This is a genomic window from Falsihalocynthiibacter sp. CO-5D18 (assembly GCF_041205445.1).
Lineage (GTDB): Bacteria > Pseudomonadota > Alphaproteobacteria > Rhodobacterales > Rhodobacteraceae > Falsihalocynthiibacter > Falsihalocynthiibacter arcticus.
Genome location: NZ_JBGFCF010000002.1, coordinates 347,821 through 359,734 on the forward strand (window position 1 = coordinate 347,821; position 11,914 = coordinate 359,734).

The 11,914-nt window shown below is 54.1% G+C and carries 12 protein-coding genes; 6 read left to right on the forward strand and 6 right to left on the reverse strand.

Annotation, left to right across the window (positions count from 1 at the left end; all coding sequences use genetic code 11):
• Window positions 1-19: 19 nt before the first annotated feature.
• From AB9F27_RS04235 to tldD, 6 genes are all read right to left on the reverse strand, one after another.
• Entirely contained in the window at window positions 20-643 is a 624-nt protein-coding gene (locus AB9F27_RS04235; protein ID WP_039001478.1) for a CoA transferase subunit B, read from the reverse strand.
• A gap of 3 nt (window positions 644-646) precedes the next feature.
• Entirely contained in the window at window positions 647-1,342 is a 696-nt protein-coding gene (locus tag AB9F27_RS04240; RefSeq protein WP_335585014.1) for a CoA transferase subunit A, read from the reverse strand.
• Window positions 1,343-1,483: 141 nt separating this feature from the next.
• Entirely contained in the window at window positions 1,484-4,219 is a 2,736-nt protein-coding gene (gene topA, locus AB9F27_RS04245; protein ID WP_335585013.1) for a type I DNA topoisomerase, read from the reverse strand.
• A gap of 85 nt (window positions 4,220-4,304) precedes the next feature.
• On the reverse strand, window positions 4,305-5,459 hold the full coding sequence (gene dprA / locus AB9F27_RS04250; RefSeq protein ID WP_335585012.1) for a DNA-processing protein DprA: 1,155 nt from the start codon (window positions 5,457-5,459) through the stop codon (window positions 4,305-4,307).
• A gap of 63 nt (window positions 5,460-5,522) precedes the next feature.
• Window positions 5,523-5,990: a GNAT family N-acetyltransferase gene (locus AB9F27_RS04255; RefSeq protein ID WP_335585011.1), complete on the reverse strand. Its 468-nt coding sequence runs from the start codon at window positions 5,988-5,990 to the stop codon at window positions 5,523-5,525.
• Window positions 5,990-7,411, reverse strand: coding sequence for a metalloprotease TldD (gene tldD, locus AB9F27_RS04260; protein WP_335585010.1), 1,422 nt, complete (start codon window positions 7,409-7,411; stop codon window positions 5,990-5,992). The genes AB9F27_RS04255 and tldD overlap by 1 nt, the downstream gene beginning before the upstream one ends.
• Window positions 7,412-7,589: 178 nt before the next feature.
• Here tldD and coxB point away from each other — a divergent pair, with 178 nt between their 5' ends.
• The 6 genes from coxB (at window position 7,590) to AB9F27_RS04290 (ending at window position 11,901) form a co-directional block, all read left to right on the forward strand.
• A complete protein-coding gene (coxB, locus tag AB9F27_RS04265) occupies window positions 7,590-8,510 on the forward strand; it encodes a cytochrome c oxidase subunit II (RefSeq protein ID WP_335585009.1) in 921 nt (306 codons plus the stop codon).
• 86 nt (window positions 8,511-8,596) lie between these two features.
• The gene (gene cyoE / locus AB9F27_RS04270; protein WP_335585008.1) at window positions 8,597-9,541 is read left to right on the forward strand and encodes a heme o synthase; all 945 of its coding nucleotides are present in this window, start codon (window positions 8,597-8,599) and stop codon (window positions 9,539-9,541) included.
• A complete protein-coding gene (locus tag AB9F27_RS04275; protein ID WP_039001471.1) occupies window positions 9,541-9,735 on the forward strand; it encodes a hypothetical protein in 195 nt (64 codons plus the stop codon). Before cyoE ends, AB9F27_RS04275 begins: the two co-directional genes overlap by 1 nt.
• Window positions 9,735-10,310 carry a cytochrome c oxidase assembly protein gene (locus tag AB9F27_RS04280; RefSeq protein WP_335585007.1) on the forward strand — a complete coding sequence of 192 codons (576 nt, stop codon included), beginning with the start codon at window positions 9,735-9,737 and terminating at the stop codon, window positions 10,308-10,310. Before AB9F27_RS04275 ends, AB9F27_RS04280 begins: the two co-directional genes overlap by 1 nt.
• Window positions 10,311-10,330: 20 nt before the next feature.
• The gene (locus AB9F27_RS04285; RefSeq protein WP_335585006.1) at window positions 10,331-11,131 is read left to right on the forward strand and encodes a cytochrome c oxidase subunit 3; all 801 of its coding nucleotides are present in this window, start codon (window positions 10,331-10,333) and stop codon (window positions 11,129-11,131) included.
• A 92-nt stretch (window positions 11,132-11,223) separates the two neighbouring features.
• A complete protein-coding gene (locus AB9F27_RS04290) occupies window positions 11,224-11,901 on the forward strand; it encodes an SURF1 family protein (RefSeq protein ID WP_335585005.1) in 678 nt (225 codons plus the stop codon).
• Window positions 11,902-11,914: the final 13 nt, after the last annotated feature.

Here is an 11,914-nt window from a genome sequence, read left to right on the forward strand (position 1 = left end):
AAAATATTCTGATCTCGGTTTAAACCAACGTGGCTTGCGTGCTGGCGCGTGCGTCTTCTTCGCTCACCCCCTCGGCAAGTTCAATAAGCTTTAATCCGCCCTCGACCACATCGAAAACACCCAAGTTGGTGATGATGCGATCAACACATTTTTGTCCAGTAAGGGGTAGAGTGCATTCCTTAAGAAGTTTGCTTTCGCCCTTTTTATTCGTGTGATCCATCACAACCACAACGCGACCGACGCCGGCAACAAGGTCCATCGCGCCGCCCATACCCTTGACGAGCTTGCCCGGAATCATCCAATTCGCGAGGTCGCCGTTTTCGGCAACTTCCATCGCGCCGAGAATAGCCATGGCAATTTTGCCACCACGGATCATGCCAAAGCTTTGCGCGCTATCAAAATATGCGGTTTGCGGCAGTTCGGTAATCGTTTGTTTCCCAGCGTTGATCAGGTCGGCGTCTTCCTCGCCTGCAATGGGGAAGGGGCCCATGCCCAACATACCATTCTCGCTTTGAAGAGTCACTTCGATACCCTCGGGAATGTAGTTGGAAACGAGTGTTGGGATGCCGATCCCAAGGTTCACGTACCAGCCGTCCTGTAATTCCTGCGCGGCCCGTTCGGCCATTTGATTGCGATCCCACATGGTCTAGGCCCCCCGCACTGTGCGTTGTTCGATACGTTTCTCGTGATCGCCTTGAATGATCCGATGCACATAAATGCCGGGCAAATGGATCGAGTCAGGGTCAAGGCTTCCGGTAGGTACAATTTCCTCAACCTCAACCACACAGACCTTGCCGCACATTGCGGCGGGGGGATTGAAATTACGGGCGGTTTTGCGGAACACGAGGTTGCCAGTTTCGTCGGCTTTCCATGCTTTAACGAGAGAAAGATCGGCGAAAATACCTTCTTCAAGGATAAAGGTCTCGCCACGGAAATCTTTGTGTTCCTTGCCTTCTGCAATAACGGTGCCAACGCCCGTTTTGGTGTAGAAACCGGGGATTCCACAGCCGCCTGCGCGCATGCGTTCCGCCAAAGTTCCTTGGGGGTTGAATTCCAAATCCAATTCGCCGGATAGATATTGGCGCATAAACTCTGCGTTTTCTCCGACGTATGAGGACAACATTTTTTTGACCTGCTTGGTTTGCAGCAAAATTCCAATACCAAAATCGTCAACACCCGCATTGTTGGATGCAAAGGTCAGATTCTTGGTGCCTGCGTCCCGAATTGCGGCCAAAAGCAATTCCGGTATGCCGCAAAGGCCAAACCCGCCCGCTGCGATGAACATGTCATCAAACAGCAAGCCATCAAGGGCCTCGGCTGCTGATCCGTAGATCTTTTTCATTTCAAACTCCCTAACTGCTCTCTCTCGATGGCGGAGTTTTGCCTTTGTACGGGCGCGTGTCAACGACTTTGCTGCGACGCAGAAAAAAGCCGCGCTCCTTAGGAAGGGCGCGGCTTGATTATTTATAGATGTGGGTTTGTTCTATTCGACGACGTCGCCATCATCCGCTTTCGCCGCCGCCGTTTTCTTCGCGGGGGCTTTCTTAGCTGCAGTCTTTTTGGCCGCGGGTTTCTTGGCGGGCGCCTTCTTGGCCGCGGGTTTCTTAGCGGCTGCTTTTTTAGGAGCCGCTTTTTTCCGCGTTGGCTTTTTCGCGGCTTTTTCAGCGATCCAAGTTAGCGCGAGTTCCATTGTGACGTCGTTTGGCTCAACGTCTTTTGGAATTGTCGCGTTGATCTTTGCCCATTTTACATACGGGCCATAGCGGCCTTCCATGACATTAATTGGGCCGCCCTCTTCAGGATGTTCGCCGAGTTCTTTCAACGGGGCGACGGCTGCGCCACGGCCCGTTTTGGCTGCCTTTTGCGCCAGCACTTCCATGGCGCGGTTCATCCCGATGGTGAAGACTTCCTCTACATCAGGAATGTTCGCGTAGATTTTGCCATGCTTCACATATGGGCCATAGCGTCCGATGTTGCTTTCGACCATCTCCCCGTCTTCGGGGTGTGGGCCGATTTGGCGGGGGAGGCTCAACAATGTCAGTGCTTTTTCAAGGTCCAACGCGTCGGGTTCCCAGCCGCGCGGCAAGCTCGCACGCGGCGGCTTTTTGTTTTCTTCGGTGACTTCGCCCCGTTGAACATAGGGTCCAAAACGTCCCGAACGCAGGCTGATTTCGTCTCCGGCGTCTTCGCCTAAAACACGTTCGCCTGTTGCGTCGCCTTCGCCACCGATTGGGCGGGTGTAACGGCATTCTGGATAATTGCCACAGCCAACAAAACCGCCGGTTTTGGAGGTTTTTAGGTGTAGTTGGCCTTCGCCGCATTTTGGACAAATGCGGGGGTCGGACCCATCTTCGCGCGGTGGATAGAGTGTTGGTGCAAGGACGTCATCAAGGTGGTCGAGAACTTCGGAAATCCGTAGTTCCGTGGTTTCTCCAATGGCGACCGAAAAGTCTTTCCAGAAATGCCGCAACACCTCTTTATAATCCCGTTCGCCTGCGCTCACGTCATCGAGCTGGCTTTCGAGGTCAGCCGTGAAATCATACCCCACATATTTGCGGAAATAATTCATCAAAAAGACGGTAACGATTTTACCTTTATCTTCGGGAATAAGGCGATTTTTGTCTTTGCGCACATACTCACGGTCTTGAATCGTGGTCACAATACTTGCGTATGTGGACGGGCGGCCAATGCCCAATTCTTCCATGCGTTTCACCAAAGTGGCCTCGGTGAAGCGAGGGGGCGGTTGGGTAAAGTGCTGTTGGCCCAAAATGGCGGCATTTTCTGTCATGATCGCGCCGCTATTGCGTTGCATCCCAGCACCCACAGCTTCAACAACACTGTCAGATTTTTCACCTTTAGCAAAATCAGCACTCAATGCGCCCGCGACGAGGGGGGCAGCATCGCCTTCGGAAATTTGCGGCAGACGTTTTTCGTCCTCGTCATCGGTATCGTCGCGGCCTTCGGTATAGACCTTCATGAAACCGTCAAACGCAACAACCTGGCCCGTCGCGCGCAGCACAACTTGGCCGTCGTCTGAGCCGATATCCACGGAGGTACGTTCCAGAACCGCACCGGCCATTTGGCTTGCCAAAGTACGTTTCCAAATGAGATCATAAAGCTTGCGTTGATCGGCCTCGAGTTTCGCCAGTTTGCTGGCATCCAAGGTCATATCCGTGGGGCGAATACACTCGTGGGCCTCTTGGGCATTCTTGGCTTTGTTTTTGTAAACACGGGGTTTTTCAGGGATATAGTTGGCACCATATCTGTCGGTGATCGCGGCGCGGGCTTCGGTGATGGCTTCTGGTGCCATATCGATCCCGTCTGTCCGCATGTAAGTGATGTAACCCGCTTCATACAGGCGTTGCGCGGTGCTCATGGTTTGACGCGCGCCAAAGCCAAACTTGCGGCTGGCTTCTTGCTGAAGGGTCGATGTCATGAAGGGCGCAGAGGGGCTACGGTTGGCCGGTTTGGCTTCAACCATTAGTACGGACAAGGACCGGCTTGAAACTGCTTGAACGGCCAATTCCGCGTCGGTGGCTGTGGGTAGATCGAATTTATCTAGTTTATTGCCGCCCAATACGGTCAGGCGGGCTTCGAATTGTTGGCCACGGGGTGTGCCAATCATCGCTTTGACGGACCAATACTCGCGTGCATCAAAGGCATCGATTTCTGCCTCACGTTCAACGATGAGACGCAAACAAACGGATTGCACCCGCCCTGCGGATTTAGCACCGGGCAGTTTGCGCCACAAAACGGGCGACAGGTTAAAGCCAACCAGATAGTCGAGTGCGCGGCGGGCCAAATAGGCTTCGACCAACGGGGTGTCGACTTGGCGCGGATTTTTCATCGCCTCGGTGACGGCGGATTTTGTGATGGCATTAAAGACCACGCGGCTGACGGGTGTGTCTTTTTTGATCACTTTGCGTTTGGTCAGGGCTTCCTGAAGGTGCCATGAAATTGCTTCGCCTTCGCGGTCGGGGTCGGTCGCGAGGATCAATTCATTGTCGAGGGCAAGTGCGTCGGCGATGGCTTTGACGTGCTTACGGCTGTCATATCCGATTTCCCATTTCATCTCGAAATCGGCGTCCGTATCGACGGAACCGTTCTTGGCGGGCAAATCGCGAACGTGGCCATAACTGGCGAGAACGGTGTAATTGCTCCCCAGATAGCTATTGATTGTTTTGGCTTTCGCGGGCGATTCAACGACAACAACGGGCATAAATTTCCTCTCGACTCACTGGGAGCTATTGGCGGCGCAAAATGTGGTCGGATTGGACTGATTGTCAATGGGAGTGATGAAACTCCTAATTTACACGCGTCAAAAGCCCGCCACTTGCCCGCTCTATGTGCCCGTCGATCTCCAAAGTTACAAGTTCGGAACTGACTTGATGGGCCGAGAGATTTAGGTCGCGGATCAATTGGTCCTCAGCGAGAGGCGTCGGGCCGAGGCGGTTGAGGATCATTTGGTGCAGTTGTGATGTGTCGCTCAAGGTGCGCGCGGGTGGTTCTTTGAAAACTTCGAATTGGGGTGTTTGCGGCGCGAGCGTCTGTTCAAGATCGCCGACGATGCCGGAAAGTTGTTCGAGAACGTCATCCAAGTGGCGCACCATTGTCGCCCCATCGCGCAACAGCATATTGCTTCCAGCCGAGCGGGCATCAAACGGGTGCCCCGGAACGGCCATGACATCGCGACCTTGATCGAGGGCATTGCGCGCTGTGATCAAAGTGCCCGAACGCGCGGCGGCTTCGACAACGACAAGACCGCGGGATAACCCAGAGATGATCCGGTTGCGCTTGGGGAAATGGCGGGCCTGTGGCGTTAGGCCAATGGGGTCTTCGGAAATGCGCAAGCCCTTGGCGCCGATTTCCCAGAAAAGATCGGTGTTCTCACGGGGATAGATTTTATCCACCCCACCTGCTTGAACCGCGATCGTGCCCCCTTTGAGGGCGGCGTCATGGCACACTGCATCAATGCCGCGGGCAAGTCCGGAAACCACGACGAACCCCTGCTCCGAGAGGCCCGCGGCCAATTTGCGCGCCATGCGTTCACCAAGGGAACTTGCATTTCGCGCGCCGACGATACTGATTTTCGGGCGGGCAAGGAGGGCGGTGTCGCCAATCGCCCAAAACAGGGGTGGGGCGTCTTCGAGTTCCATGAGGGTTTTGGGATAGCGCGGGTCGCCGTAACAAATCATCTGCGCGCCAACTTTATATGCAGCGCGAAGTTCTGCCTCTACAACGCCGATTGGGCAAATTTGATAGTCGAAGGCTCCGGCGGCACGGGCGACATCTGGAAGCGCTTCAAGTGCGACCTCTGCGGAGCCATGCTCGTTAAGCAAGCGGTAGAAAGTGGAAATACCAACGCGGCGAGAGCGTAAAAGACGGAGCCACGACGCACGCATTTCTTCCGTGGTGGGTGGGGTGAGGGGTGGGGTAGAAGAAATAGTATCTTCGGTCATCGTGGCTCCGTCTGCTTACTCCTTCAGACTAGAATCAGGATGGTTAATAACTTGTGAACAAATTCAGAGCTTTTTGCGATAAATGCAATCGTTTAGGTTTCCACCACCGTGTTCCTCCAATATTTTCTCCATTTTCATGTGGATAAACTGCCAGCCCTGCGCTTCGTAAAATCCTCGTGCGGGGGTGTTTTCAACAAGGCATCCGAGTTCGCCCTCCGATATCCCCTCTCGCCGCATTTCGGTTTCGGCATCGTTTAAGAGTGCGGCGCCATACCCCCGTTTGCGCACGCCAACGAACAGTCGATCAACATAGTTTCCAATGCGCAAGTAGAACCCAAACGGTGCACCCACCTGTCCAATGACGCGCGTCTGCGCGGCAAAGGTTTGGAGGGTGCGTTGGAAATAATCCAATTGCCGATTGGGGAGCAAGGTTGCGGGCACATGGGCACCATGCGCCATATGCCACGCGTCGTGCCACAAAACCGCAAGGGCGGCCTCATCGCGTGGATCAAAGGCGCGGACGCGGTCCACTATGCGGCGCTTCCGCCGACGGTCAATCCTCCGATCAACAGGGTCGGTTGCCCCACGCCAACGGGCACCCATTGTCCGGCCTTACCGCAATTTCCGATGCCGGGATCAAGGGCCATATCGTTGCCGATAGCGCGAATTTTCTGCATTGCCTTTGGGCCGTCGCCGATCAGGGTTGCTCCCTTGACGGCATCTCCGATGACACCGTTTTTCACGGCATAGGCTTCGGTACAGGAAAAAACGAACTTGCCTGACGTAATATCAACCTGTCCGCCGCCAAATCCAACCGCATAAATACCGTCTTTAAGGTCGGCAACAATATCGGCAGGGGGGGTGTCACCACCAAGCATATAAGTATTGGTCATCCGTGGCATTGGCGTATGCGCATAGCTTTCACGCCGCCCGTTGCCCGTAGGTTCAACCCCCATGAGGCGCGCGTTTTGGCGATCCTGCATATAGCCAACCAAAATGCCGTCCTCAATAAGGACATTCTTGCCACTAGCAGTCCCTTCGTCATCAAAACTAATGGAGCCTCGCCGATCAGGAATTGTGCCATCGTCCAGAATTGTCACGCCCTTAGCAGCAACTTGTTGGCCTATAAGACCGCTAAAAGCCGAGGTCCCTTTGCGATTAAAATCGCCTTCAAGTCCGTGCCCGACCGCTTCATGCAGCAAAATTCCGGGCCAACCTGCGCCAAGTACCACGTCCATAACCCCAGCAGGGGCGGGCACAGCACGCAAGTTCACCAGCGCAATGCGCAAAGCCTCGCGGGCTACAGACTGCCAATGTTCCGGTTCAAGTAAACCAGTTAAGGCGGCGCGACCACCACCTCCCGTGCCACCAGATTCGCGACGGCCATTCTCTTCAACAATCACCGAAATGTTCAAACGGCTCATGGGGCGGGCATCACGGACGTGCAATCCGTCGGGGCGCAGGATTTCGACTTCTTGCATGGAGGCCGCAAGGGTCGCGGAAACCTGAATGATTCGTTTGTCGAGGCCGCGCGTGAAAGCATCGATTTCCTTGAGAAGGTCGATTTTGACGGGGAAGGTCGTTTGCTCAATCGGGTTGTCGTCGGAATAAAGGCGCCGGTTCGTTTGGACGGGAGCCATGGCGAGGGTGCCGCCGCCATCACCAACCGCAAGGCGCGCGGTTTCTGCCGCACGTAGCATCGCCTTGACGGTCATTTCTGTGGAATGGGCATAGCCGGAAGTTTCGCCACGCACCGCGCGAAGGCCAAATCCTTCACTCGCGTCATAGCTCGCCGTTTTCACCCGTCCGTCATCAAAAACCAAAGCTTCAGAACTGCGACGCTCCAAAAACAATTCGCCATCATCCGCGCCAGCAGTTGCATTTTGCAAAACGGAAAGGGCCGCAGCTTTATCTATTATCGTGTCGAAAGGGCGAAAACGATCATTGGGCATGGATATTCTCCAGATTTTACACCAAAAAGAGGTGAAGCGGCTGTTTGCCGCGCGTAAATTGCTTGTTCTGTTGCGTCTAATATGGTTTTTGACGCAACAAACACAATGGGATTCCAGCCGAAGGGCGGGATGAAGGCTATAGCAGGGGCTCTAAAGCCCGAGCGAACAGGAAACAACTATGCGATTTTTGACCAAGATTTCAGGCCTCTCAGCTTCGATGCTAGCATTCGCCAGCGCAGCAAATGCTCAAGATGCATTGGGCAATCTAGAAGTTATCGGCAAACCTGTCGACAAATCTACGGGCTTTCAATTCGCCGCGACCGAGGTTGCGCGCGAGCTTCAATGGCTCGATGGCATGATTCTCTATATCATCACAGCGATTGTGATTTTCGTAACGGGTTTGATCCTCTGGATCGCATTTCGCTACTCTGCCAAACGCAACCCAAATCCCGCGACATTCACACATAACTCGCCCCTCGAAGTTGCGTGGACCCTCGTACCTATTGTGATCTTGGTCTTTATCGGCGCGTTTTCCTTGCCCGTTCTGTTCAAGCAACAAACCATTCCGGTTGCTGATATTACGATCAAAGCCACTGGGAATAAATGGTTTTGGACCTACGAATACGTTGACCACGGTGTTGAATTCGACAGCTACATGCTCGGCCAGCCCGCATCTTTGGAAGAAGAAGACGGCGACGTAACGCCTTATGTGCGCGATGCTGCTATGGATGCTATGCTTGAGCGTCACGGGTATTCCCCCGACGAGTTCCTCTTGGCGACAACAACTGCGCTTGTGATCCCCGTGAACAAAACGATTGTTGTTCAGGTGACAGGTGCCGACGTGATCCACAGCTGGACTGTTCCCGCATTTGGCGTGAAACAGGATGCGGTCCCTGGTCGCCTTGCGGAACTTTGGTTTGCTGCGGAAAAAGAAGGCGTTTATTTTGGCCAGTGCTCCGAGTTGTGCGGCAAAGACCACTCTTACATGCCGATTACGGTTAAGGTTGTGAGCCAAGAAGTTTATGACGAATGGCTCCTTGGTGCGATCGAAGAATATGCGGGTATACCGCTGCCTCTTACGGTTGCCTCAAGCAACTAGACCAACCTATTCGAGCGATTTTGCGGTGTCCGTACAGGACGCCGCAGAGCCATTGACCTACCAAGATCTGCCCCAAGGAAACCCACATGAGCGACGCAAGCCTACAGACTCATACCTCCGCCGATACAGGCGAAGCCGGTTTTGGCGACTTTGTTGCTCTGTTGAAACCACGGGTGATGTCGCTGGTCGTTTTTACTGCCCTCGTGGGCGTGTTGGTTGCGCCCAATCCCGTGCATCCTTTTGTGGTTTTTACCTCTATTCTCTTTATCGCACTGGGCGGCGGGGCTTCTGGCGCGCTGAATATGTGGTGGGACGCCGATATTGATCGCGTGATGAAACGCACCCAAGGTCGCCCAATTCCCTCCGGCAAAGTCGCCGAAGGCGAGGCGTTGGGCATCGGCATGGCGCTTTCTGGCATTGCCGTTGTCATGCTGGGACTTGCGGGCAATGTGTTTGCCGGCGCGCTTCTGGCCTTTACGATCTTCTTTTACGTTGTGATTTATACCATTTGGCTCAAGCGTTGGACGCCTCAAAACATCGTGATTGGCGGGGCCGCTGGTGCCTTCCCTCCGATGATTGGCTGGGCGGTTGCGACCGGTGGTATTTCTATCGAATCCATTCTTATGTTTGCGATTATATTTATGTGGACACCTCCGCATTTCTGGGCGCTCGCGTTGTTTATGAACGACGATTACACCAAAGCCAAAGTGCCGATGCTAACGGTAACCCATGGCCGTAAATCCACCCGAAACCATATTTTGGTCTATACGCTTTTGCTCGCCCCTGTTGCGTTGAGCATTAGTTTTACGTCCATCGGCGGTCCGATTTACTTTGCGGTATCTGCTGTTCTGAACCTCATGTTTATCTGGGGAGCTTTTGGCCTTTGGAAACGCCAAGAAGCCGACGCGGAAGCTGACAAATACAAAAGCGAGCGTAAATTCTTTCGCCTGTCGCTTTACTACCTCTTTCTGCATTTCACAGCCCTCTTGGTGCAATCCGCCGTGGGCCTTACCTGGGGAGCGATCCTATAATGGCACCGCACGTTGAGCACGAACTTCACCAGCGCCGCCAAGGCCGCAACTACGGCGTCGGTGGGCTTTTACTGGCATTCGTCGTTATCGTTTTTGCCCTGACACTGGCCAAAGTGCAGCGCGGCGAACCGGTCGAAGCCTATGACCATACGCCGAGCCGGACCTTAGAGCCGGTAACAGGGGGCACGAACTGATGGCGATGAAAAACACCCATAAAACGGCCGCGCAAGCAGTAAGCGTGGTGGTCCTCATGGGCGCCCTCGCATGGGCCTCGGTGCCATTTTACAGCTGGTTCTGCAAAGTCACAGGCTTTGGCGGCACCACGGGCGTTGCCGCGGCTGGCTCTGACGAGATACTCGATCAAACCATCACCATTCGGTTTGACGGCAATGTGGCTGGCGGCATGTCGTGGGAATTCAAACCCGTTGTTCGGGAGATGGAAATACGTATCGGTGAAACCGGCCTTGCGTTCTATGAGGCCACAAATCCGACCGACCGCGTTATCGCGGGAACCGCCGCCTATAATGTTGCTCCCTATGAAGCGGGCGGCTTTTTCACGAAAATCGATTGTTTTTGCTTCACCGAACAGGTGTTGCGACCGGGCGAAACCGTCATGATGCCGGTCAGCTTTTACGTCGATCCCGAAATCGTTACGGACAGGGATGCAAAATACGTGCATCACATTACGCTGTCCTATACGTTCTACGAAACCGAACTGCCTGAAGATGTGGCGAACCTCTCGACCACACCCGCGGCTAATGTTAACTAAGTCCCAAACAGGGGATCCCCATGGCACACGCTAAAAATCACGACTACCACATTCTCAACCCTTCGATCCTGCCGCTCTTGGGCGCATTATCGGGCTTCATTATGCTTTTCGGTGCGGTTATGTGGATGAGTGATATCACTCCGTTCATGTTCTTCATCGGCCTCGCTGGCGTCCTTTACGTTATGTACGCGTGGTGGAGCGAGATGGTGACCGAAGCCCAACAAGGCGACCACACGCCAGTTGTTAAAATCGGTCTGCGCTATGGCGTGATCATGTTCATCATGTCCGAAGTTATGTTCTTTGCCGCATGGTTCTGGAGTTTCTTTAAAAACGCGATCTATCCAATGGGTCCAGATTCCCCGGCAATCGATGGCGTTTGGCCGCCAATCGGTATCGAAACATTTGATCCTTGGCATTTGCCGCTGATCAATACGTTGATCCTCCTGTGCTCCGGTGCAGCAGCGACTTGGGCGCACCATGCGCTCGCACATGAAAATAACCGCAAAGATCTCGTAACTGGCCTTGCTCTCGCAATTGGTCTTGGCGCGGTGTTCACCTTGTTCCAAGCCTATGAATATAGCCATGCGGCCTTCGCGTTCTCGGGCAATATTTACGGCGCGAACTTCTTTATGGCGACGGGTTTCCACGGTTTCCACGTTCTCATCGGCACAATCTTCTTGGGTGTTTGTTTGATCCGCGCCCTCAAGGGGCACTTCACTCCTGAAAGCCATGTCGGCTTCGAAGCTGCTGCTTGGTACTGGCACTTTGTGGACGTTGTGTGGCTCTTCCTCTTCGCAGCGGTCTACGTTTGGGGCGGCTAAATTTGACGGGTGCTTAACGGCGCCGTTATAAAATAAAAAAGGCGCGGGCATCGTCCGCGCCTTTCCAGTTTTAAGTAATAAGGTTGCACTCCATGCGCCGCAAAATGCTCATCCCTTTGATCTTTGGTTTGATTGGCACAGCGATTCTGTGCGCGCTTGGGACGTGGCAGCTCCAACGTCTGACGTGGAAAACAGAAGTGTTGGCCGCAATTGACACGAAAATTCTGTCTGAACCTGTTGATATTCCGCTAAACCCAACCGAAGCGACGGATCAATTCCTGCCCGTGCAGGCCAAAGGCGTTATCGGTCCACAGGAAATTACCATCTTAGCCAGCGTTCAAAAAATCGGACCGGGTTATCGGGTGATTGCGCCGCTGGAAATGGCCGACGGACGTCGCGTACTATTGGATCGTGGTTTCGTTGCGATTTCAGCGAAAAACGCGCCCCGCCCCGCCGTTGAGGCCGAAATCGTCGGTAATTTGCTCTGGCCCGATGAAATCAGTAACGCGACCCCGCCGCCAGACCTCAACGCAGGCATCTGGTTCGGGCGCGATATTCCAGCCATGGCCGAAGCCCTTAACACCGAACCCGTCATGCTTGTTCAGCGCACGTCAACAGAGCCAAATCTTGTCACGACCTCGTTCCCTGTCGATTCGGCGGGCATCCCAAACAAGCATTTGGAGTATGTTGTGACGTGGTTTGGGCTGGCGTTGGTATGGTTTGGGATGACAGCGTTCCTTCTGTGGCGTATCAGGCAGAGAACCGTCTAGAGGCGAGAGAAAA

Coding starts and splice junctions, on each gene's coding strand:
- AB9F27_RS04235 (WP_039001478.1), bottom strand. CDS start 643: ATGTGGGATCGCAATCAAATGGCCGAACGGGCCGCGCAGGAATTACAG.
- AB9F27_RS04240 (WP_335585014.1), bottom strand. CDS start 1,342: ATGAAAAAGATCTACGGATCAGCAGCCGAGGCCCTTGATGGCTTGCTG.
- topA (WP_335585013.1), bottom strand. CDS start 4,219: ATGCCCGTTGTTGTCGTTGAATCGCCCGCGAAAGCCAAAACAATCAAT.
- dprA (WP_335585012.1), bottom strand. CDS start 5,459: ATGACCGAAGATACTATTTCTTCTACCCCACCCCTCACCCCACCCACC.
- tldD (WP_335585010.1), bottom strand. CDS start 7,411: ATGCCCAATGATCGTTTTCGCCCTTTCGACACGATAATAGATAAAGCT.
- coxB (WP_335585009.1), top strand. CDS start 7,590: ATGCGATTTTTGACCAAGATTTCAGGCCTCTCAGCTTCGATGCTAGCA.
- cyoE (WP_335585008.1), top strand. CDS start 8,597: ATGAGCGACGCAAGCCTACAGACTCATACCTCCGCCGATACAGGCGAA.
- AB9F27_RS04275 (WP_039001471.1), top strand. CDS start 9,541: ATGGCACCGCACGTTGAGCACGAACTTCACCAGCGCCGCCAAGGCCGC.
- AB9F27_RS04280 (WP_335585007.1), top strand. CDS start 9,735: ATGGCGATGAAAAACACCCATAAAACGGCCGCGCAAGCAGTAAGCGTG.
- AB9F27_RS04285 (WP_335585006.1), top strand. CDS start 10,331: ATGGCACACGCTAAAAATCACGACTACCACATTCTCAACCCTTCGATC.
- AB9F27_RS04290 (WP_335585005.1), top strand. CDS start 11,224: ATGCGCCGCAAAATGCTCATCCCTTTGATCTTTGGTTTGATTGGCACA.